This is a genomic window from Pseudoclavibacter chungangensis (assembly GCF_013410545.1).
GTDB lineage: Bacteria > Actinomycetota > Actinomycetes > Actinomycetales > Microbacteriaceae > Pseudoclavibacter > Pseudoclavibacter chungangensis.
Genome location: NZ_JACCFV010000001.1, coordinates 612,925 through 633,495 on the forward strand (window position 1 = coordinate 612,925; position 20,571 = coordinate 633,495).

Annotated in this window: 18 protein-coding genes and 2 tRNA genes; 11 read left to right on the forward strand and 9 right to left on the reverse strand. The window is 71.0% G+C overall.

Annotated features, from left to right (window positions below):
* Positions 1 to 41: 41 nt before the first annotated feature.
* Complete coding sequence (locus HNR16_RS02670; protein ID WP_158039493.1) at positions 42 to 683, reverse strand: DedA family protein; 642 nt, start codon at positions 681 to 683, stop codon at positions 42 to 44.
* A 243-nt stretch (positions 684 to 926) separates the two neighbouring features.
* On the opposite strand from HNR16_RS02670, the gene HNR16_RS02675 reads away from it, so the two are divergent.
* A complete protein-coding gene (locus HNR16_RS02675) occupies positions 927 to 2,258 on the forward strand; it encodes an acyltransferase family protein (RefSeq protein WP_158039494.1) in 1,332 nt (443 codons plus the stop codon).
* Between the two features lie 79 nt (positions 2,259 to 2,337).
* Here HNR16_RS02675 and HNR16_RS02680 read toward each other — a convergent pair whose 3' ends face one another.
* The 3 genes from HNR16_RS02680 to HNR16_RS02690 form a co-directional block, all read right to left on the reverse strand.
* Complete coding sequence (locus tag HNR16_RS02680; RefSeq protein ID WP_158039495.1) at positions 2,338 to 3,588, reverse strand: MFS transporter; 1,251 nt, start codon at positions 3,586 to 3,588, stop codon at positions 2,338 to 2,340.
* Complete coding sequence (locus HNR16_RS02685; protein WP_158039496.1) at positions 3,585 to 4,259, reverse strand: GntR family transcriptional regulator; 675 nt, start codon at positions 4,257 to 4,259, stop codon at positions 3,585 to 3,587. Before HNR16_RS02685 ends, HNR16_RS02680 begins: the two co-directional genes overlap by 4 nt.
* A gap of 245 nt (positions 4,260 to 4,504) precedes the next feature.
* A complete protein-coding gene (locus HNR16_RS02690; RefSeq protein ID WP_158039497.1) occupies positions 4,505 to 4,810 on the reverse strand; it encodes a hypothetical protein in 306 nt (101 codons plus the stop codon).
* Between the two features lie 382 nt (positions 4,811 to 5,192).
* On the opposite strand from HNR16_RS02690, the gene HNR16_RS02695 reads away from it, so the two are divergent.
* Both HNR16_RS02695 and HNR16_RS02700 read left to right on the forward strand, forming a co-directional pair.
* Entirely contained in the window at positions 5,193 to 6,167 is a 975-nt protein-coding gene (locus HNR16_RS02695) for an MDR family oxidoreductase (RefSeq protein ID WP_158039498.1), read from the forward strand.
* A gap of 62 nt (positions 6,168 to 6,229) precedes the next feature.
* Complete coding sequence (locus tag HNR16_RS02700; RefSeq protein ID WP_179558061.1) at positions 6,230 to 6,379, forward strand: hypothetical protein; 150 nt, start codon at positions 6,230 to 6,232, stop codon at positions 6,377 to 6,379.
* A 104-nt stretch (positions 6,380 to 6,483) separates the two neighbouring features.
* On the opposite strand, the gene HNR16_RS02705 is transcribed toward HNR16_RS02700, so the two are convergent.
* Together HNR16_RS02705 and HNR16_RS02710 are read right to left on the reverse strand one after the other, a co-directional pair.
* Positions 6,484 to 6,555 (reverse strand) — tRNA-Arg (locus HNR16_RS02705).
* Between the two features lie 178 nt (positions 6,556 to 6,733).
* Entirely contained in the window at positions 6,734 to 8,215 is a 1,482-nt protein-coding gene (locus HNR16_RS02710; RefSeq protein WP_158039499.1) for a thioester domain-containing protein, read from the reverse strand.
* Between the two features lie 297 nt (positions 8,216 to 8,512).
* Between HNR16_RS02710 and HNR16_RS02715 the strand changes: the two genes are divergently transcribed.
* The 3 genes from HNR16_RS02715 to HNR16_RS02725 all read left to right on the forward strand — a co-directional run bounded on the left by HNR16_RS02715 (position 8,513) and on the right by HNR16_RS02725 (position 14,510).
* The gene (locus tag HNR16_RS02715) at positions 8,513 to 12,781 is read left to right on the forward strand and encodes an ATP-binding protein (protein ID WP_179558062.1); all 4,269 of its coding nucleotides are present in this window, start codon (positions 8,513 to 8,515) and stop codon (positions 12,779 to 12,781) included.
* A gap of 177 nt (positions 12,782 to 12,958) precedes the next feature.
* Positions 12,959 to 13,171, forward strand: a complete 213-nt coding sequence (locus HNR16_RS02720; RefSeq protein ID WP_158039501.1) for a hypothetical protein — start codon at positions 12,959 to 12,961, stop codon at positions 13,169 to 13,171.
* Complete coding sequence (locus HNR16_RS02725; RefSeq protein ID WP_158039502.1) at positions 13,164 to 14,510, forward strand: MFS transporter; 1,347 nt, start codon at positions 13,164 to 13,166, stop codon at positions 14,508 to 14,510. The genes HNR16_RS02720 and HNR16_RS02725 overlap by 8 nt, the downstream gene beginning before the upstream one ends.
* A 106-nt stretch (positions 14,511 to 14,616) precedes the next feature.
* Here HNR16_RS02725 and mscL read toward each other — a convergent pair whose 3' ends face one another.
* From mscL to HNR16_RS02740, 3 genes are all read right to left on the reverse strand, one after another.
* A complete protein-coding gene (gene mscL / locus HNR16_RS02730; RefSeq protein WP_158039503.1) occupies positions 14,617 to 15,015 on the reverse strand; it encodes a large conductance mechanosensitive channel protein MscL in 399 nt (132 codons plus the stop codon).
* A gap of 55 nt (positions 15,016 to 15,070) precedes the next feature.
* Positions 15,071 to 15,379 (reverse strand): FmdB family zinc ribbon protein, encoded by a 309-nt coding sequence (locus HNR16_RS02735; protein WP_158039504.1) that lies wholly within the window; start codon positions 15,377 to 15,379, stop codon positions 15,071 to 15,073.
* Positions 15,380 to 15,577: 198 nt separating this feature from the next.
* A complete protein-coding gene (locus HNR16_RS02740) occupies positions 15,578 to 16,156 on the reverse strand; it encodes a 5-formyltetrahydrofolate cyclo-ligase (protein WP_158039505.1) in 579 nt (192 codons plus the stop codon).
* 62 nt (positions 16,157 to 16,218) lie between these two features.
* On the opposite strand from HNR16_RS02740, the gene galU reads away from it, so the two are divergent.
* The 5 genes from galU (at position 16,219) to HNR16_RS02765 (ending at position 20,362) form a co-directional block, all read left to right on the forward strand.
* Positions 16,219 to 17,118 (forward strand): UTP--glucose-1-phosphate uridylyltransferase GalU, encoded by a 900-nt coding sequence (gene galU / locus HNR16_RS02745; RefSeq protein WP_158039506.1) that lies wholly within the window; start codon positions 16,219 to 16,221, stop codon positions 17,116 to 17,118.
* Entirely contained in the window at positions 17,118 to 17,774 is a 657-nt protein-coding gene (locus tag HNR16_RS02750) for a GNAT family N-acetyltransferase (protein ID WP_158039507.1), read from the forward strand. The genes galU and HNR16_RS02750 overlap by 1 nt, the downstream gene beginning before the upstream one ends.
* 305 nt (positions 17,775 to 18,079) lie before the next feature.
* Positions 18,080 to 19,204, forward strand: a complete 1,125-nt coding sequence (locus HNR16_RS02755) for an AAA family ATPase (protein ID WP_158039508.1) — start codon at positions 18,080 to 18,082, stop codon at positions 19,202 to 19,204.
* 85 nt (positions 19,205 to 19,289) lie between these two features.
* Complete coding sequence (locus tag HNR16_RS02760; RefSeq protein WP_158039509.1) at positions 19,290 to 20,204, forward strand: hypothetical protein; 915 nt, start codon at positions 19,290 to 19,292, stop codon at positions 20,202 to 20,204.
* A gap of 85 nt (positions 20,205 to 20,289) precedes the next feature.
* Positions 20,290 to 20,362, forward strand: a tRNA-Ala gene (locus HNR16_RS02765).
* The last annotated feature ends 209 nt before the right edge of the window (positions 20,363 to 20,571 follow it).

A 20,571-nucleotide genomic window follows, 5' to 3' on the forward strand; every position in this document is an offset into this window, starting at 1 on the left:
GATCGACGCGAACCGGAATCGCCGGAGGCGCTGCACGGCGTTCACGGTGCGATCGCCTCGGGACGTGCGGTGCGCGTCGTCCGCGTCGGTCGTCCACCGCGTGCGGCGACGCGGTCCACGACGAGGCCGACGAGGAGCGACACGAGGATCGCCGCAGCCGACGCGACGGCGGGGGAACCGCCGAACAGGGCACCGGCGACGGTTGCGATACCGAGGCACATTCCCGCCCACACGGTGCCCCCGATGAGCGCGAGGGACGCGAATCGTCGTGTCGCCATGCCCGTCGCCCCTGCCGTCATGTTCACCGCCACCCGACCGACCGGGATGAAGCGGCCGACGAGCACGAGCGTAGCGGGGCGCTCGCGGATTCGGCTGCCCGCCCACGCCATCGCCCGGCGCACGGCGGGCCGGGACGCGGTCGCTCGGCGACCACCGATCCGTCGGCCGATCGCGAAGGCGACGAGGTCACCGAACCATGCGCCCATCGCCGCGACGAACAGCAACAGCGCGACGAGCCAGAACCCGTCGTGACCGGACGAGAGCACCGCCGCGAGCGCCGCGACGACGACGGTCTCGCTCGGCACGGGCGGGAAGAACCCGTCGACGACGCACAGTGCGAGGACGACGATCGGCACGAACGGCGAGGTGACGAGTGCCGAGAGGAGGTTGTCGAGTTGCTCCATGGCGGGGCTCCTTTCCGAGAACTCCGGGACGGTACCCGCCGTTCGGACACCCGGTCGTCCCCCGTGCGTTCCGTCGACCCCGTACGTCGGTACGGCCGGAGCGCTCCCGATGGACGGACGTTCGCGCGGTCGCGGGCGGAACCGGGGGAGGGGGTGTTCGGCCCGCGCGAGGGACGCGGTCGTGGCGTGTGCCTCGCGACACTCTACGGGTCGGTCCGCAGCGGGCCGCGGAACGGAGCGATCATGTCCATTCTCGAAGCGCGCGACGCTCGGTCGCGTGTCCGGCCGGCAGAGGCCGAGCGGTCACCACGCGTTCGCCACGATCGTGACCTCTCGATCGACGTGGCACGGGCGTGGTGCCTGCTCGTCGTGGTCGTGCTGCACGCCTCGATGGTCGGTATCGGGGTCGTCCGGGGAGGCCTCGTCGTCGGGAACGCGCTCGAGGGGTGGGACGGATTCGCGAGCGCGAGCTGGTTCGTCCAGGTCATGCCGCTGTTCTTCGTCCTCGGTGGCGCGAGCGGGTACCTGCACTGGACCCGCGTGGAGCGCGACGGCGGTGGTCGGCGGGCGTTCGTCGCCGATCGCGTGCGGCGGTTGCTCGTCCCCGCCGTGGGTGCGGCGGCTGCCGTCGTCGTCCTGCTCGTGGTGCTCTCGATCGTGGGCGTGGACGGTTCGCTCGTGGCCGAGGCGGGATTCCGCGCGAGTCAACCGCTCTGGTTCCTCGGGGTGTACCTCCTCTGTTCGTGCGCCGTGCCGCTCGCCGTCGCGGCGCACCGGGCTCGCCCGGCGACGACGTTCGCGGTGCTCGTCGGAGCCGCCGCACTCGTCGAGGTGCTGCGCGTCGTGGGCGCGCCACCGATCGTCGCGGTCGCGAATCTGCTGTTCGTGTGGCTGCTCGTCCAACAGCTCGGCTTCCTGCTCGCCGACGGCACGATCGACCGCGTGCCGAGGGACGTGCTGCTCCCCGGTGCGGTCGTGGCGGTCGCGGTGGCGCTCGCGATGTGTTCGTGGGGTGTCGGGTCGTTCGATCTGATCGCCGCGCTCAACCCGCCGTCGGCCGTGCTCGTCGTCGTCGGGATCGCGCAGCTCCTCGTCTTCGCCGCCCTGCGTCCGACACTCCGCAGGCTGGCCCGCCGACGCGGCATCGGGCGCGTGGTTCGTGCCGTGAACGAACGGGCGATGACGATCTACGCGTGGCACATGCTCGCGCTGCTCGGCCTCGCCGGGCTCCTCGCGACGTCGGGGCTGCCCCTGCCCGACCCGCTCGGGTCCGAGTGGTGGGCGACGCGCCCGCTCTGGCTCCTCGCGTCGCTCGTGGCCGTCGCGACCGTCGTCGCGTTCGCGGGAGGGATCGAGCTGCGGCGAGGGCCCTCGTCGCGATCGGCGGTGCGCGGTGGACGGTTGCGCGTCGCGACGGCAGTCACCGTCGCGTCCGTTGGGACGCTCGGCGTGCTCGTGTCGGGCGGCGCGATCCTCGGGTGGCTCATCGCGCTGGCGGGGTGGAGTGCCGCGATCGCATCCCTCCGGTCAGGATCCGGGCGTGAGGCCGCTGCGCCGAGCCGTGCGGAACGGTGAGGGCGTCCGTACACGAGGACGGCGCCGGGCGGGGTGATCCCTGCCCGGCGCCGACCTGTGTCGGCCGCCACGGCTCACGTCAGTCGGCGGGGTGTCGTCGGGGTCGCAGCGTGCGGATCACGATGACGAGGCACAGCGCGCTGATGCCCGTGACGACGGCGAGCGATTCGAAGTACGGAATGCTCGGGAGGAGGATCGCGAGGACGGTCGGCAGGAGGAAGCCGGCGTAGGCGAGCGAGTAGTAGACGCCCGTGAGGGTCGCGAGGTCGTCGGGGTGGGAGATGCGCTGGATCTCGAGCAGGCCCGCAACCATGCACACGCCGTACGCGCACCCGAGCAGCACCGCGACGGCGGCCGCCGCGAAGGGTGAGTCGGTGAGGCTCGCGAGCGCGGCCGCGCCCATGCCGAGGGTCATGAGCGCGAGTCCGAGCCAGCTCGCCCCGCCTCGCACCCGCGCGTCGATCGCGGGGACGAACGACTGGACGACGGCACCGGAGCCGAGCGCGAGGACCGTGAGGAGGGTCGCGTAGAGGGTCGTGTACGAGCCGAGCCGGTCGGCGACCGCGGCGGGGAGCACGGCGTAGGCCACGCCCGCCGCGCCGAACACCCACGGTGCGAGGGGCACGACGATGCCGCGGAACCGGGAGCGGTGGTGGAGCGGGATGAGGCGGCGGCGCTCGACCTCCGGGGACGGGATCGGGCCGGGGCGGTGCGTCTCGGGGACGGACAGGCCGAGGACGAGCGCGACGACGGAGAGCGTCGCGTGAACGAGGTAGGGCAGCACATCGGGCAGGGGGGCCCACTGGGCGAGAAGCCCCGTGACCCCGGCGCCGAGTCCGAACCCGAGTGTGAGGGTGAGCGAGGGACGCCGAGCCCCGGCGGTGCTCGATGCCTTCGTGTCGAACGGGGCGCTCGACAGCTCCTTCATCCAGCTCGTCCCGACCGACATCGCGACGCCGACGCCGACACCCGCGAGGACGCGCCCGGCGCACAGCAGGAGGTAGTGGTGGAGCCCCGGTGCGAGCATCACGCTCGCGATGAGCCCGCAGATCATTCCGGCGAGCCACACCCAACGGCGACCGAAGCGGTCGGAGAGCGGGCCGGCGACGAGCAGGCCCGGGACGAGACCCGCGACATAGGTGCTCAGCAGGAGGTTCGCCTGCCAGGCGCTGTAGCCGCCGAGCCCCTCGTACATCGCGATGAGCGGCGTGAAGTGGTTGCCGCCCCACGCCAGCATGAAGACGGACGGCGCGAGGCGCAGCCACGCGCGCGGCGCGGTGCCGACGGTGGGGACGGTGCCGGTCGAGAGGCTTCCGGTCGCGGTGCTCATGCGACCTCGCTCACGAGATGGCCGACGCGGACGTGCGCCCGGATGGCGTTCGAGAACGCCTCGGTGTCGCCGGACTCGGCGAGGGCGGCGAGCGCGGCGTGCTCCTCGACGAAGCGATCGACCGACTCGGGGTGCTCCGTGACCGTGTCCGCGATGAGGCGCGCGAGCCGCGGCCCGTACGCCGCCATCGTCTCGGCGACGACGGCGTTGCCCCAGGCCGCGACGATCGTCGCGTGGAATGCGTGATCCTGCTCCGCGAACGCGAGGTGGTCGCCGTCGGCGATCGCCCTCGTCTGCCGCGCGAGGGAGGCCGAGAGGCGCTCGCCGAGTTCGCGTCGCTGTTCGTCCGGTCGTTCCGCGAGGTGGCGGACCGCGGCGGTCTCGAGCATCGTCCGCACTTCGAGCAGATCGCGGCGCACCGCGGGGGAGATCGTCGTGACGAGCGCCCCGCGCTTCGGCTTGAGCTCGACGAGGCGCCAGTTCGCGAGCTGGAGCATGGCCTCGCGAGCGGGCGTGCGGCTCGCGCCGGCGAGGTCGGCGACCTGCGCTTCGGTGAGGAGCTCACCCGGCGGGATCTCCCCGGTGACGATCCGGCGCGCGACGGTGGCCGCCGCGCGATCGGCGAGGGCGCCGTCCGTCCGGCGCCAGGGAAGTTCGAATCCGCTCTGCATGCCTCGAGGATACACCTTGCATGCGTTGATAGATACACGGATAGATACATTTGCGAAGGGCGACGTGCCGAGCGCTGCCGGTCCGGGATGCAGTCTCGGCGCCTCGACGGCGCACGCAGCGGCCGTGTCGTCGCCCGTCGTCGCTGGCACGAACGAACGAACGACAACGCACCGTCCGACGGTGCGGTGTCGTTCGTGCGCGCGACGACGCGGGCGGTCGTGTCGCGGCCCGAGCCGTGACGCGGTCAGTCCGCGGTGACGCCGTGCAGGACGGGCTCCGCCACTTGCTCGTGCGCGGACTCGTGCGGCTCACGGAGCCAGGCCAGGACGGTCGTCATCCGCAGGTCCAGGAGCTCGGCGATGCGCTCGGCGGGAACACCCTCGTCGCGCAGTTCGAGAACGCGTGGATGGAGCCGTTCGCGCTCGGCCTTGCGCATGTGGTTCCGGACGGGTTGCAGTGGGGAGCCGGCCCGGCGCTGCTGCCAGTGGCGAGGGCAGAGTCCGTCTTCGAACTGGGCACGGCCGCAGCCGGTGAATGTGCAGAGGCTCATGGCGATTCCTTGAGCATCGGGTGATCCGGGCGCCGGGGGACGCCGGCGTCGACGGAAATGCAGACGGGATATCCGTTGATGCCTGGATCGGAGACGTGGGGGCGTCTGCGGGCCGAGCCGCGGGCGGCCGACCTGAGCGGTCGACTCACCGACCGTTGTCGCGTGGAACCGTGCCCGAGGAGTCCTCGAACGGTGACAGCGCATCACCGTCGGCTGTGAATTCGATATGAGGTTGTGGAACGAGCTTGCGGACGGGCTGCCGTGCCGGGGCGAGAGGTGCGTCGTGCCGCTCAGGGGGCGACGTGGGGGTGTTGTGCATGACGGCCCCGTATCGTCGGGCCCACCGTGAACCGGCGGAGCCGATGAGGGAGTGGAGGGCGTGATGCGCGCGGTGCTGATCGAATCGAAGGGTGATGCGGCCCGGATCGTCGACGTGGACGAGGCGGAGCTGCTCGACGGGGATGTCGAGCTGGATGTCCTCGCGTCGAGTTTGAACTACAAGGACGGCCTCGCGCTCGCGGGACGGGGGATCGTCCGATCCTGGCCGATGATCCCGGGGATCGACATCGTCGGACGGGTGACCGCGTCCCGGTCCGACGCGTGGAAGCCGGGAGACGTCGTGGTGCTCAACGGTGACGGTGCGGGTGAGACGCGGCTCGGCGGCTTCGCGACGCGAGCACGGGTCCGGCCGGATGCCCTCGTCGCCCTGCCGGAGGGGCTGACGCCCGGGCAGGCGGCGGCCGTCGGGACGGCCGGTTTCACGGCCATGATCGGCGTGCTCGCGCTCGAGGACGCCGGTGTCGAGCCCGGTGGCGAGGTGCTCGTCACGGGAGCGGCGGGCGGTGTCGGCTCGATCGCGATCTCGCTCCTCGCGGGTCGCGGGTACCGCGTCGTGGCTTCGACCGGACGTGCGGACTCGGAGCGCGAGTACCTGCAGGGTCTCGGCGCGGCGGAGGTGATCGACCGGGCGGCGCTCGGTGATGAGCTCGGTGGGCCGCTGCAGCGGCAGCGGTGGGCGGGCGCGATCGATTCGGTCGGCAGCACGACGCTCGCGAACGTGCTCGCGCAGACGGTCTACGGCGGCACGGTCGTGGCGTGCGGGCTCGCGCAGGGGGCCGATCTGCCCACGACGGTCATGCCGTTCATCCTGCGCGGCGTCACCCTGACGGGCGCGAACTCCGTCGATGCGCCGCGTGCACTGCGCGAGCGGGCCTGGGCGGCGATCGCGGCCGAACTGGATCGGGACGTCCTCGATTCGCTCACGACCACGATCGGTCTCGAGGACACGCCGGCGAAGGCGGTCGAGATCCTCGAGGGGCGCGTGCGCGGCCGGACGGTCGTCGACCTCTCACGGTGATGCCGGAGTCGACACCCGCCCCGGCCACGTGCGCCGTCCGAGTGGGGTGACATGATCGACCGGTGTTCATGTTCATCGTCCTCGTGACCGTCGCGCTGTTCGTCATCGGGCTCGTTGCGGCCGCTGTGATCCTCGTCGTCGTGCTTCGGGCACAGCGCGGGAGGCCCGACCGCACGCCGCCATCACCGGGCGGGTCCGGAAGTGAGCACTGACCGGGTTCGTCTCGGGAGTGTGCCGGTGCGCCCGTGGCGCTCATCGAGCGGGGGACGAGCGTCGACCTCGTCGATCGTGCGTCCGTGACAGGTCGGTTCCTCGGTGCCCCTGGAGGGACTCGAACCCCCAACCGTTTGCTTAGGACGCAACTGCTCTTCCATTGAGCTACAGAGGCTGGCACGAACATGCTAGCGGTCCGCTGCGCGCGGCGCGCCACACGCGTCCGCGATCGCCCGTTCGCCGGGGCCCGGGCGTGGTGCGACGCGAGGGGACGACGAAGCCCGCTGGGCCCGGACGCTTTGCGTCCGGGCCCAGCGGGCTTCGTCGTCGCACCGAAGGTGCGGCCGATCCCCTTACTCCGAGTCGGCCTGACCCGCGCGGCGTCGACGCGCGACGAGCACGAGTGCGAAACCGGCACCGAGCGCCGCGATCGTTCCGACGAGGAACGGTGCGCCCTCGAACGTGCCACCGGTCGTCGCGAGCGACTCGTTCGGCGTGGTCGTCGTCGGCACGGCCGGCGGAATCGTCGCGGATGCGGTCGGCGTGGCCTCGGTGGGCGGCGCCGCGGCGGGCGGCGTGCTCGAAGCGGGCGGCGTCGACTCGGCGGGCGGGACCGAGGCGGGCGTCGTCGGCGTCACGGTCGGCGTCTCCTCCGGAACTGCCTCGAAACCGACCTCGACGGCCGCGGCGAGCTGCGTGGGCGCGACCGAGTCGAACGTCGAGAAGATCTGGCAGCCGAACGAGCGGGCGACGCCACCGGGCGACTGGTGCCAGTTGATCTCGTCCGGACGTGGGACGAGCGCCTCGACCCCGACCGTGAAGCCGGTCTCGGACGTCGGCGTGTACTCGAACGTGACGGGCGACTCGGTCACCGTGAGCTTGCCGTCCGCGATCGTCGCGGCACCGTTCACGACGTGCAGATCACCGGGCTCGGCACCTTCGACCTGGACGTCGAGCGGACGGTTCAGCAGGTTCGTCTCGATCGTGAAGGAGGTCGTCTGGCCGACCTGGAGGTGGGCGCCCTGGTCGGGCGAGGTGAGCTCGAGCTTCGCCTCCGAGCGCATCTCTTCGAGCGTGCTCTCCTGCCACCCGTCGGGGAAGGTGTTCGCGCGGCAGTTGCTGCCGCCGGCGCCGTCGCTGATGCACCACACGGCCTGCGAGACCTTGTAGCGCGAATCGGTCGAGGAGTCGATCGTGGCGGCGTGGTGTGTGCCGCTGCGGTCGGTGAAGCCGTGCGTGACGATCCACGAGATGAGCAGCTCGTCGTCGGCCGAGAGCTTCGGGTTCGTGTCGAGGTTCTCGAGCGGCTTCAGCTCGGTGCCGTTCCCGGCGAGCAGTTCACCGTCCCGGCCGGTGCGGCCGCACGAGTCCTTGCCGAGGTCGGTGCAGTACATCCACGTGGAGACCGCGCCGACACCCTCGACGAACCTGACCGCGCACAGGGGCGTGCCGCCCGAGTTCGTCGAGCCCGTGTTGTCGTAGAGCACGACGACGTGGCCGTCGTTGAAGTTCGTGAGTCGTTCACCCGAGACGAGGAGCGCCGACTTGCCCCACGGCGTCGAGCCCTGCCCCGTCGCGGGATCGATATTCGTGGAGCCGAGGCACGCGGTAGCTTCGAACTCACCGACGGGCAGCGAGGTGATCGCGGTGTTGATCGATGTCGTGGCCGAGCTCCCGCCCTCGGCGGGTGGCGTCGCGTTGGCGCTGATCGCACCGGCGAACAGGCCTCCGAGCGCGAGCGCGGCAGCGGCGGAGCCCACCAGGATGGCCCTTCCGACTGTGATCAGACGTCCGTGGACGTCGCGGACCTTCGAGGTCCCGATGGACTGCTCCATAGTGGTGCGTTCTCGCTCTCAAATCGGCGCGTCGAATGCAAGACGCGCACTACCCCCAAAACACTGAAAGGTTAGTGAGCGTGTCCTGCGTGAACAACGCCCAGGAGTCCCCATGAATACAGCTTGTGCCGTCGATAGCAATGTGCTAATTCGCAGTGCATCATCGGGGGTGGGGATGACGAACGGGTGTTCCGGGCGTGGCCTCCCCGGCCCGATGCCGGTCCGCGATGCCGTCGATTCGGCGAGCATCGGCGGAACACACGGGCGAGGTCCCGAATCGAGACCGGATCGTCACCTATGTTGGCACTCGTGTGGGGCCTGTTCCGGAGACGTCATCAAGAGCCCGCCGCGGCGACGGGCGGCGGGGGGCCGTCCGGCGACGCCGAATCGCGTGACGAGCAGGCGACCGCTCCCGTCCCCGACCTGAGCGCCGTGCGCGAACGACTCGAAGCCGAACAGCGCGAGGCCGATGAGGGATTCGTCGAGGCGCGCGGTCGCGGAGCAGAGGCCCCGAAGCCGAGCGACGACGAGCGCGGGGCCACGTCGTGGGTCGCCGACGCCGTCGCGAATCGCGCCGGGTCGCGGCCCGGCCGCAACGCCCAACCCGACGTCGACGCCGGTACGGAGTCGCCGGAGATCGCGGCAGCACGCGCGGAACGCGACGAGGCGGCCCGCGCCGAAGCGGCCGAACGCGCCGAGGCGCTCGCAGCCGTGCACGAGACGTGGCTCGACGCGCTCGCGGTCGTGGGTGGCCCCGCACCCCTGCTCTACTTCAGTGACGAGCCCGGCACCCTCATCGAACTGACGAGTGCGCACCCCGGCGGCATCGCCCCGCTCATGGCCGGCAAGACGGTCGCGCTCAGCAACCTCGTGCGGGAGAACAGCGCGTTCCGCGCGGCGCGCGCCGCCGCCGACCTCATCGCCCAGAAGGGCGGCGAACTCGTCTCCGGCCGCGGCATGGGCACGCTGAGTCTCGCGACGGGCATCGCGGAATGGACACACGACGACGTCCACCACCGCGCCCCGGTCCTCACTCGTCCCGTCGGCCTGCGGCGCATCGGTCGCGACTACGAGGTCGTCGTCAAGGGCCAGACCCACGTCAACGCATCGCTCGTGCGTGCGATCGCCGAGCAGTTCGGCGTCCGCCTCGTGCCTCGCGAGCTGCTCGAACTCGTGCGCGGAACCGACGCGTTCCTGCCCCAGGCGGTGTTCGATCGGGTCCGCTCGGAGACCGCCCGGATCCCCGGCTTCACCGTCTCGGCGCGTGCCGTCGTCTCGAGCTTCGGCGACGTCGCCGACGCGATGCTCCGCGACGCGACCCGGCTCGACCACCCCATGCTCCGCGCGCTCGCGGGTGATCCGTCGGCCGTGGTCGCTCTCGAACGTGCGAGCGGCGGACCCGGTGAGGCCACGAAGGATTCGAGGCCGGACCGTCCGGCACCCGACCGACGGGATCCCGCGACCGATCGGCTGCTTCTCGACGCCGACGGTGAGCAGGAGCGCGTCGTCGACGCGATCGCGGCCGGCGGGTCGCTCGTCGTCGACGCCATGCCGGGCACGGGGTTGACCCAGACCGTCGTCAACGCGATCGGGACGCTCGTCGCCGACGGCCGTCGCGTCCTCGTCGTGAGTCCGCGCTCGGCGAGCCTCCGCGCGATCCGGATGCGATTCCGGGCGATCGGCCTCGACGGTCTCGCCCTGACGCCTCGCACCCTACGCCGGGACGCGATCGCCGCGATCTCGCGCAACGAGCGTGCGGCGAAGCCGGACGTCGGTGAGATCGACGACGCGCTCGTGCGGCTACGGCACGTCCTCGCCGACTACCGGGCCGCCATGACGCGCCCGGATCCGGTGCTCGGTGTCACGGTCGTGGAGACGCTCGACGAGCTCGCGCGCCTCGAGCTCGGCGACCGGCCGCCGTCGACCACGGCACGCCTCGATCGCACGGCCATCGAAGCCCTCGCGGCGGGTCGCGACGAGGTGGCGATGCAATTGCGTGAGGTCGGGACCCTCGGCCAGTTCCGGTACGGTCCCGACGACTCGCCGTGGTACGGCGTCGCGTTCGAGTCGACCGAGGACGCGAATCTCGCGCAGCGCACCGCCCGCGAGCTCGCCGACGGGGAGGTCGCCGATGTCGTCGAGGAGGCGCAGCGGCTCGTGGGGCGAACGCGATTGCGTTCCGCCGAGACCTTCGCCGAGCTCGGGATCTACCTGCGTCTGCTGCTCGACATCCGCGAGACGCTCGATCGCTTCAAGCCCGAGGTCTTCGACCGCTCGCTGGCGGAGCTGATCCAGGCCACTGCTCCGCGTCGCGATGCGGGCGACATGACGTCGGCACGCAAACGGCAATTGCGGCAGCTCGCTCGTGACTACGTGCGCCCCGGCGTGACGGTGCCGGACCTGCACGAGAACCTGCAGCTCGTTCAGCGTCAGCGCATCCTGTGGCAGCGTTACGTGACGGACGGCTCGACACCGACCGTGCCGACCGGCATCGCCGAATCGCGCGCCGAGCACCGTGCCGTCGCGGAGCGTCTTCGCATCGTCGATGGTCCGCTCGTCGAAGCCGGAGCCCCGTCGCTCATTGACGTCCCCCTCGACGAGTTGCAGGAACGGCTCGACGAGCTCGCGGCCGAGAGCGAGGTGCTCGACAACCTCGTCGAGCGTCTGCGCATCACCGAACGACTCCACGGTCTCGGTCTCGAACCGCTGCTCGTCGATCTCGCCGACCGTCATGTCCCGGCCGACGAACTCGCCGCGGAACTCGAGCTCGCGTGGTGGCAATCGGTCCTCGAAGATCTGCTCGAGCGCGACAAGTCGCTCCTCAACGCGAACACCCGCGTGCTCACGCGCCTCGAGGGCGACTTCCGGCTCGTCGATCAGGCGCACACCGAAGCGAGTGCCGCGCAACTCGCGTGGCAGCTCGCGGAGGAGTGGAAGATCGCTCTCGTCGATCACGAGGAACAGGCGGGGGAGCTGCGGCAATTGCTGCGTCGGGCCGGGCTCTCGTCGGCTCGCCTGGCCGCGCAGGCCGGCGCGGTCTCGGAACCCCTCACGCACGTCTGGCTGACGACGCCCTACGACGTCCCACTCGTCTCGGACGCCATCGAGTTCGACACCGTCGTCCTCGTCGACGCCGCCGCAGTGTCGCTCCCCGAGGTCGTCGGCGCGATCCGGCGCGGGCGACAGCTCGTCGCGTTCGGCGACCCCGTCACGCAGTTCCCGTCGCCCTTCTCGATCGCCGTCCGGACGACGGGCGACGGCGTCGGGCCGGAGGAGGGCCTCAGCGAGGACGAGGTGCGGGAGTCCGTTGCGGCCTCCGCCTACGCGAAGCTCGCGGCACTCGTCCCCGAACACCGACTCACGCACAGCTACCGGGCCGGCGGGGAGGACCTCGCCGAACTCGTGAACCGCCGCTTCTACGAGGGCCGTATCAGATCGATGCCGTGGGCCGGCACCTTCCTCGGGTTCCCGAGCCTGTCCTACTCGTTCGTCGAGGGCGGGTCGGGCATGCCCGACCCGGTCTCCGGTGCGGTCGACTCGACCGATGCAGAGGTGACCCGTGTCGTCGAACTCGTGATCGATCACGCGATCCATCGGCCACGCGAATCGCTCATGGTCGTGAGTGCGTCCCCCCGCCACGCCCTCCGGGTCCAGCAGGCGGTCTATTCGGCGGCGTCGAAGCGGGCCGAGCTCGCACCGTTCTTCACGGAGGAGCGCGGGGAGCCGTTCATCTCGACGACGATCGAGCGATCCACCGCGCAATCCCGCGACCGCGTCATCCTCTCGGTCGGCTACGGTCGCACACCGCACGGCCGCGTGCTGTCGGACTTCGGCGTGCTCGGCACGGCGATGGGGGAGCGGGCGCTCGCCGTCGCGATGACCCGCGCGCGCCGTTCGCTCGTGATCGTCTCGAGCATCCGTCCGGGGGAGATGGACCCGTCGCGGATGTCGCGGGGCACGCTCGGCCTCGCGCAGATCCTCGGCGAGGCGGAGCAACAGCTCGCGCTCCCGGAGCGGACGAGCGAGGACGCGGCCCCGATGCTGCTCGATCTCGCGCGACGGCTCGAGGACTTCGGGATGCGCGTGGAACTCGACCATCGTGGACGCATTCCGCTCGCCGCCGCGTACGGTGGCCGAGCGATCGCGATCGACACGGACGGAACGGATGCCGACGTCATCGGCGACGTCGAGCCGACGCTGCGCGAGTCGCTTCGACTCCGGCCCGAGCTGTTGAAGCGGCTCGGCTGGTACTACCTGCGCGTCCACTCCTTCGAGCTGTTCGCCAACCCCGATGCGGTCGCGCGTCGCGTCGCAACCGCGCTCCAGGTGCCGCTGCCGTCGGAATCCACCGCGCTACCGGCATCGGGGAGGCGAGGCGAGGTCGCGGGAAGCACGGGAATCGGTGCGGTGGAGCTGAGCGAGGCCGACGAGCTCGCAGCCTCGGAGGAGGCGCTCGCACGGGCGTCACGTCCGCACCTGCCACGCGCCGAGCCCGACGCGCGACGCGAGCCCGATGAGCGACGCGAGGACGACGGGCAGCGCGAGCCGGACGACGACGGGCACTGAGCCGCCGACGAACGCCATCGACGTCGACCGGTGGCATGCGCGAGCGACCGGTGTCGGGGGGGGCACGGACCCGTCGGGTAGGGGATGATGGACGTGCGTCCGCAGGGCGTGGCGCGTTCGACGCGTCTCTGGTGCTCGATCAGGAGGTGGCGTCCGATGCCGCGAGGTTCGCGACGCGTGCGCACGCAACCCGCTCCCGGCGCCGACCCGGAGCCGCAGCGCGTCGTCGCGCGAGCGGGGCGCCTGTTCGGGGACGGACCCGATCCGGAGCTCGCCGCCGAGGATCGGGTCGATTCGTGGGGTGACGACGGTGTCGACGTGTTGCCCGACCGGGCTGCGTCCGACAACGCGGGACGCCTCGAGGAAGACCGGCCACCGCACTATGCCTGAGCCCGCCGCTCCGGACGGGCGCGGCGCGGACGAACGCGAGAGTCTCGAGGGCACCGGCGCGGTCCCCGTCGTCCCCGGGGCCACGCGTGGCCCCGTCGACGTCCCGATCGCGCCCCGCGCGACCTCGGCGCGGGGTCCCGCCGAGCCGACCGTGACCGAACGGATTCCGCCCGAGATCTGGACGCTCCTCGTCGCGACGTTCTTCATGGCGATCGGTTTCGGGCTCATCGTGCCCGTCCTGCCGCAGTACGCGAACAGTTTCGGCGTGGGGGCCACCCTCGTCGCCGTCGTCGTGAGCGCGTTCGCGTTCATGCGATTCGTGAGCGCCCCGCTCGGCGGCTCGCTCGTGAACCGGCTCGGCGAACGCCCCGTCTACGTCGTCGGCATGCTGCTCGTGGCGGCGTCGACGTTCGCGACCGCGTTCGCGGAGGCCTACTGGCAACTGCTGCTGTTCCGGGGGCTCGGTGGCATCGGCTCGGTCATGTTCTCGATCGCCGCGTCGGGCTTGCTCGTCCGCTACGCACCTCCCTCGCTCCGGGGCCGGGTTTCCGCCCTCTGGGGCGGCATGTTCCTCGTCGGGAACATCACGGGGCCGCTGTTCGGCGGTCTGCTCGGACAGTTCGGCATGCGGGTGCCGTTCCTCGTGTATGCGGCGACGCTCGTCGTCTCGGCGCTCATCGTCGCCGTCTTCCTCCGCCCGGGCGCGGTGCGCGGAGCGGGCGGCCCGGCCGCGTCGGCGCCCCCACGGCGCCTCGCGGAGGCCCTGCGGGTACCCGCCTATCGCGCCGCGCTCGTCGGTGGCATCGCGAACGGCTGGGCGAACTTCGGCGTGCGCAGTGCCGTGGTGCCGCTGTTCGTCGCGGCGGTCGTGAGCAGCGAGCCGTGGATCGCGGGGCTCGTCGTCGCCGTGACCGCGGTCGGCAACGTCCTCGCGCTGCAGTGGTCGGGGCGTGCCGCGGACCGGATCGGACGCCGGCCGCTCATGCTCTGGGGAACGGGGATCGCGGTCGTCGCGATGCTCGTGCTCGTGTTCACCGGCGACCTCGTCACGCTTCTCGTGAGCGGATTCGTCGCGGGCATCGGTGCCGGTATCGCGGCGCCGGCACAGCAGGCGGTCGTGGCGGACGTCGTCGGCTACGGACGCTCCGGCGGACAGGTGCTCTCGACGTTCCAGATGGCGCAGGACTTTGGCACGATCGTGGGCCCCGTCGTGACCGGGCTCGTCATCGACGCACTCGGCTACGGGTGGGGATTCGGCGTCGCTGCCGCCGTGCTCTTCCTGTCGTTCCTCATGTGGTTCCCCGCGCGCGAGACGCTCCAGAAGCCCGACGCGCGCTGATCGGCGGCGCTCCCGTGCACGGTGACCGCATCCCGCCGGAACGCCGAAGGGCCCGCCTGAGCGGGCCCTTCGGGGCGGTGTGTTCGCGCCGCGCGGCGCGGCGCGATCAGCGCGACTGTTGTGCCTTCAGGAGGTCGCGGATCTGGGTGAGCAGCTCCACGTCGGTGACCTCGGCGGCCGCCTCGGGCTCCGGGTGGCCGTGCTTGCGCACGTACGCCGCCTCCTTGAACTTGTTCATCGGGAGGATGAGGGCGAAGTAGACGACCGCGGCGATGAGGAGGAACTGGATGACCGCGGCGATGACGAGGCCGACGCCGAGGTTGACGCTACCGATCTGGATCGTCGCCTTGGAGATCTCGTCCGCGTTGAAGATCGCGGAGATGACGGGGTTGAAGATGCCGTCGACGAGTCCGTTGACGATCGCGGTGAATGCTGCGCCGATGACGACGGCGACCGCGAGGTCGATCACGTTGCCGCGCAGGATGAAGTCCTTGAAGCCCTTCATGGGATTCCATTCTCGAAAGGCCGAATGAATCGGCCGGAGTCGTGGGGTCGGGGGATCAGTTGGTGGAACTGCCGGTGGCGCTCGGCGCCGCCGGTGTCGGGGCCGGGGTCGACGCAGGAGCCGGTGAGCTCGCGGGCGCCGAGTCCTGCGAACCGCCGGATGCACCGTCGGTCTTCGGCGACGCCGAGGCGACCGAATCCGTGCGATAGAAGCCGGAGCCCTTGAACGCGATGCCGACGGGGCTGAACACCTTCCGCAGGGCACCACCGCAGCGGTCGCACACGGTCAGGGCGTCGTCGGTGAACGACTGATGGATATCGAAGGCATTGCCGCACGAGGGGCAACGGTACGAATATGTGGGCATCGGATCTCGCTTTCCAAACCCGACTAGGGTACTCGCGTTCGCGCGCCCTGCCTACGGTCGAAAGTCCCCATGCCCTTCGCCCGCCGAAAACCTGTGCGGGAGAGTCTAAGCCTCTTCATCGGACGCCTCTCCGGCCGCTCGTCGCGATTCCGCGAGTGCGCGATCCGGGGACGGGGCGAGCGCCACGTGCGTGCGGGGTCAGCCGAAGTGGGTGACACCAGCGGGGCGGACGACGCCGTCGACGGGAACGTCATGCGCTTCCGCGGGCACCTCGTCGAGCAGTTCGTCGTCGTGGATGACGGCGAAGACGTGCGGCCGCGCTCGCAGCGATGCGAGCGCTCGGTCGTAGTACCCGCGGCCCCAGCCGAGTCGCACGCCGCGTCGATCGACCGCGGCGGCGGGCACGAGGACGAGCTCGGCCTGCGCGAGCGCGGCGGCCCCGAGCGTCCGACCGACGGGCTCGGGGACACCGAGCGCGCCCGTTCGCTCGGCCGCACCGTCCGCGTCCACCCAGTCGAGCGATCCGTCGGGCGCGGCAACGGGCAGCAACACGCGGATGCCCTCGGCAGCGGCGAGCGCCAGGAGCGCGCGGGTGCCGGGTTCGTCGGCGGACGAGAGGTAGGCCGCGACGACACGGGCGTCGAGGGCGGTGACGAGTTTGAGCGCGGCCTCCGCGATACGGCGGTCCGCATCCGACCGCTCGTGGGCGGTGCGGTCGCGTCGTGTGCGTCGGATGCGTGCGCGGATGGACCGCTTGCGCTCCGCGTGCTCGTCCATATCGTGAGCCTATGCCCCGGTGTCGTCCTGGTCGGGACGGGTGGGGCGGATACGATGCCCACATGCATGCGCGACCGCGGAAAGCCGTCATCCCCGCCGCCGGCCTCGGGACGAGGTTCCTCCCGGCGACGAAGGCCATGCCGAAGGAGATGCTCCCGGTCGTCGACCGGCCGGCGATCCAGTACGTCGTCGAGGAGGCGGCGGCAGCGGGGCTGCGCGACGTGCTCATGATCACGGGGCGCAACAAGACGACGCTCGAGAACCACTTCGATCGGGTCGCCGAACTCGAGACCATGCTCGAGGACCGCGAGCAGCACGAGAAGCTCGCGCTCGTGCGCGAGGCAACGGAACTCGCCGACCTCCACTACCTCCGCCAGGGCGCCCCGCTCGGACTCGGACACGCCGTCCTGCGTGCGAAGAAGCACGTCGGGGCCGAGGCGTTCGCCGTGCTGCTGGGGGACGACCTCATCGTCGACGACGGTGTGCTGCTCCGCCGCATGCTCGATGTCCACGAGCGCACCGGCTCGTCGGTCGTCGCGCTCGGCGAGGTGCCGCGCGAGCGCGTCAACTCCTACGGGGTCGTCGCCTACGAGCCCGGAGACGAACCGGACCTCGTGCGCGTGACGCGCCTCGTCGAGAAGCCGGACCCGGCCGACGCGCCCTCCAACCTCGTGATCCTGGGCCGCTACGTGCTGCGCCCCGAGGTGTTCGACGTGCTCGAACGCACCGGGCCCGGTCGCGGTGGCGAGATCCAGCTCACCGACGCACTCTCCGAGCTCGCGGCCTCGAGTGACGCCGGTGGCGTGATCGGTGTCGTGCACTCGGGACGACGCTTCGACACGGGAAACCGGCTCGACTACGCGAAGGCGGTCATCGAGCTCGCGCTCGCGAACGAGGAGCTCGGTCCCGCGCTGCGTGCCTGGCTGCCGGGCTTCGTGGCCGGGCTGGAGGCCGGTGACTGATGGCGGTCATCCCGACCCTCACCGACGCCGGTGTGGTGGTCCGCGGGATCCGCACGCGCGACGCTCGTGAACTCGAGTCGCAACTGCTCGCGAACCGCCAGTGGTTGCAACCGTGGGAGGCGACGAATCCCGACGGAACCGGACGCTGGGACGTGCGGGGGAGCATTCGCTCCCTGCTGCAGCAGGCGAACGACCGGACCGCGCTCCCGTTCGTGATCGAGGTCGACGGTCGGCTCGTGGGGCAGCTCACCGTCTCCGGCATGGCGTACGGCGCGCTGTCGTCGGCGACGCTCGGCTACTGGGTCGCGCAGGCGGCGGCCGGACGGGGGGTCGCGACGATCGCGACGGCGCTCGCGACGGATCACTGCCTCATGCAACTCGGCATGCACCGCATGGAGATCTGCATCAGGCCCGAGAACGACCGCTCGCTGCGTGTCGTGCAGAAACTCGGGTTCCGGTACGAGGGGCTCCGGCGTCGGTACATCCACATCGACGGTGATTGGCGCGATCACTTCTGCTTCGCGGTCGTGCGCGAGGAGGTGCCCTTCGGAGTGCTCGCCCGATGGCGTGCGGGGGATGCCGACCCGAGTCTCGCGGAGGTCACGGCTCATGACGTCGAACTCTCGCATCACCCGATGACGCGCGGCTCGCGCTGACGCACGGTCGCGCCGGCAACTCGAGTCACCGAGGGCGGTCTCGTCGGCGCGCGAGCCGCCTCGAGGCGGGGATCACGCCGCATGCGGGCGAGGCATCGGCGGTGCCGTGCTGACGCCACCCGGCGTCGATGCCCCGGTGGCTCGACGCCTCGACCCACGAAGCCCATCCGTCTCAACGGCAACACCAGCATCATGAGTCACGCGAGTCACATATGCCACAGCAAACCCATCATTCTCAAAATTCTCAGCAGACACGCCACTTTCAATTCGCCACATCCCTCACTCGTGCCCCTAGCGTTTGGGGCATGGAATTCGGAGGCGCCAGCAGCATCGTGTTGCTCCTTGCGGTGGGGTTGTGGACCGCGTACTTCGTGCCCTCGTGGGTGCGTCGTCGCAACTACCTCGCGACGGAGCGCAACGCCGTCCGCCTGCAGCAGGCGCTGCGGGCCCTCGCCGAGACCGCGGAGGTGCCGGACGCGATCCGCGTCACCACGAGCGGTCGTGATGTCGCCGAGCAGCGTCGCAAGCTCAAGCGTGCGCGGAGCGCGGCCGAACAGGCCGAGCGTGCCCGGGTCGTCGCCGCCGAGCGGTCGCTGCCCGTCGTGCCGGCGCCGCGGAACGAGAGCGACCGGGCGCGCCAGGCGAAGGCGACTCGTCGTGGTCGTCTCGTCTCCACGACAGTGCTCGTCGCGGGTGCGATCGTCGCGGGCGTCGGTGTGCAGATCGGCCTCACGGTCGGCACCTGGTGGCCGACCGTCGGTGGCACCATCGCCGTCCTCGCAGGCCTGGCCGCGTTGCAGCGCCTCGCTCGGGTCGCGAACGCGCAGCGTCTCGCGGCAGAACGTCAGGTCGCCTCGGCGTCGACGTCCTCCCGACGGGCCGCTGCCGCGCCGTCGCCGACGGCCGTGACCGAACCCATCGACCTCGAGCCGGTCGCATCGGCGACCCCGGTCGCATCGCCGAGCGTCTCGCAGCCGGGATGGGTGCCGGTGTCGGTGCCCCGCCCGCTCTACCTCGGGCGGTCGAACGTCGACGACGACGCCACCGAGCCCGGCCCCGACGGTGGGCCCGGGGGCGGCGTGAAGGACGAGTCGTTCGGCCCCTCGCAGCTCGAGGCACTTCGTGCCGCGGCTCGCGCGTCCGAGCAGGCCATTCGAGACGCGCACCGGCAGGACGGCGTGATCACGTTCGGCACGCCGCGTGTCGCTCGCGCGTCCGACGCGCCGCGTGCCTCGGTGGACCAGGTCGACACGATGCCGATCGAGCGTGCGGCCGCCGCGGGCGCGACCGTCATCGAACCGATCGCGGTGCCGGAGGGGGCACTCGTGTCCCGCTCGGACGCACGAAGTGCGTGGGCGCGGATGGGTGTCGTCGCCGAGGAAGACCTCGAGGCGCAGGCGTCGTTCATCGGTCGGCGTCGGGCCGGCTGAGGGAGTCCCGCAACGGCCCGGGGCGGACTTCCAGTACATTGGTGGATGACCCGTACCCGGGCTGTTCGACTTGTTGGGGGCCGTCATGACCACGCGTGACCAGGGCGATCCCTTCGCCTCCGCGGACGCGGTTCCCCTCAATGTTCCCGGCGGCGTCTTCGATTCACGGCCCGACGAGGCACCCGACCGGACGGGGTCGACGAACGCGCGCATCCTGCTCGGGGGGCCGCTGTCCCGTGTGCGGGCCGCGCCGGTCGCGAAGCGGGCCGGCTGGCTCGTGGCGGTCGCGTCCATCGCGCTCATGCTCGTCGTCATCCCGGCGGGAATTACCACGTTCGCGTCCGTGCGGCGCGCGGCGATCGAGGCGGCCGAGGAGGCCGCCGCCTCGCCCGAGGTCGTCGTGCTGAGCGCGGCATCGGTCGCGGTGCAGGAGGGACTCCAGCCCATCGACTCGGCCTACCTCATGTCGAGCGGTATCGCGGCCGATCCCGAGAAGTCCGAGATGGCGAGGTTGCTGTCCGAGACGAACACGTTCGTCATGGCCGACAATGCGGCATCCGCGAAGACGTCGAGCGATGCCGCGGTGTCCTACTTCGTCAGCACGTACTCGCAGTCGTTGCCCGGCCGGGCTGCGACGATTCTCGAGGAGTACCCGGAGTCGAACTGGGAGACGGACGAGCGCATTGATGAGCTCGGCGACATCATCCGGTCGAACGCGCAGGGGCAGGATCTCTCGGCACTCGTCAGTGCGGTGGTCGAGCTGCCGCAGCGTGTGGGTGACGCGATGTCGGAGCACCTCGGCAATCGGGTCACGTACGTCCCGCCGAGTCCGACGTCGACGTCGACGCCCGCGCCGACGACGAGCATTCAGCCGCAGCCGACTCAGCAGCAGCCGACGCAGAAACCGAGCCCGACGTACACGCAGGGGCCGAACCCCGACGACGGCGATGACGACAACGACAACGGGAACAACGGCGGCGGTGGTGGGAACCGCGGCTGACGCACCGTACGGCGGTCCCCGTGGCGAGCGCGACACGCTCGATTTGCCCCGCGATCGGGGCCCGGTGTACATTTGATCCTCGCAAGGGCCTATGGCGCAGTTGGTAGCGCGTCTCGTTCGCAATGAGAAGGTCAGGGGTTCGAATCCCCTTAGGTCCACCCAATCGGACGTACTAGAACCGCTGACATCGGAAGATGTTGGTTCGGGTACCAGAGCGGCGAACGGCTCAGCGAGTCGGATCGTCGCCCTTTCGTCTTCGCTGATCTCGATGCCGTTGGTGAGTGCTTGGTTCGCCAGGCGCTTGCCTTGGTCGTCGGTGCGGGCGTAGAGCGTTGCGCAGTCGACGAGCAGGCTGAGCGCGGTGCTC

What these genes read in the sequence shown, in the direction of transcription:
- HNR16_RS02675 (WP_158039494.1), top strand. Translation starts at nt 927, where the DNA reads ATGTCCATTCTCGAAGCGCGCGACGCTCGGTCGCGTGTCCGGCCGGCA.
- HNR16_RS02755 (WP_158039508.1), top strand. Translation starts at nt 18,080, where the DNA reads ATGGAATTCGGAGGCGCCAGCAGCATCGTGTTGCTCCTTGCGGTGGGG.
- HNR16_RS02715 (WP_179558062.1), top strand. Translation starts at nt 8,513, where the DNA reads ATGTTGGCACTCGTGTGGGGCCTGTTCCGGAGACGTCATCAAGAGCCC.
- HNR16_RS02690 (WP_158039497.1), bottom strand. Translation starts at nt 4,810, where the DNA reads ATGAGCCTCTGCACATTCACCGGCTGCGGCCGTGCCCAGTTCGAAGAC.
- HNR16_RS02735 (WP_158039504.1), bottom strand. Translation starts at nt 15,379, where the DNA reads ATGCCCACATATTCGTACCGTTGCCCCTCGTGCGGCAATGCCTTCGAT.
- HNR16_RS02725 (WP_158039502.1), top strand. Translation starts at nt 13,164, where the DNA reads ATGCCTGAGCCCGCCGCTCCGGACGGGCGCGGCGCGGACGAACGCGAG.
- HNR16_RS02750 (WP_158039507.1), top strand. Translation starts at nt 17,118, where the DNA reads ATGGCGGTCATCCCGACCCTCACCGACGCCGGTGTGGTGGTCCGCGGG.
- HNR16_RS02710 (WP_158039499.1), bottom strand. Translation starts at nt 8,215, where the DNA reads ATGGAGCAGTCCATCGGGACCTCGAAGGTCCGCGACGTCCACGGACGT.
- HNR16_RS02685 (WP_158039496.1), bottom strand. Translation starts at nt 4,259, where the DNA reads ATGCAGAGCGGATTCGAACTTCCCTGGCGCCGGACGGACGGCGCCCTC.
- HNR16_RS02670 (WP_158039493.1), bottom strand. Translation starts at nt 683, where the DNA reads ATGGAGCAACTCGACAACCTCCTCTCGGCACTCGTCACCTCGCCGTTC.
- HNR16_RS02760 (WP_158039509.1), top strand. Translation starts at nt 19,290, where the DNA reads ATGACCACGCGTGACCAGGGCGATCCCTTCGCCTCCGCGGACGCGGTT.
- HNR16_RS02740 (WP_158039505.1), bottom strand. Translation starts at nt 16,156, where the DNA reads ATGGACGAGCACGCGGAGCGCAAGCGGTCCATCCGCGCACGCATCCGA.
- mscL (WP_158039503.1), bottom strand. Translation starts at nt 15,015, where the DNA reads ATGAAGGGCTTCAAGGACTTCATCCTGCGCGGCAACGTGATCGACCTC.
- galU (WP_158039506.1), top strand. Translation starts at nt 16,219, where the DNA reads ATGCATGCGCGACCGCGGAAAGCCGTCATCCCCGCCGCCGGCCTCGGG.
- HNR16_RS02680 (WP_158039495.1), bottom strand. Translation starts at nt 3,588, where the DNA reads ATGAGCACCGCGACCGGAAGCCTCTCGACCGGCACCGTCCCCACCGTC.
- HNR16_RS02695 (WP_158039498.1), top strand. Translation starts at nt 5,193, where the DNA reads ATGCGCGCGGTGCTGATCGAATCGAAGGGTGATGCGGCCCGGATCGTC.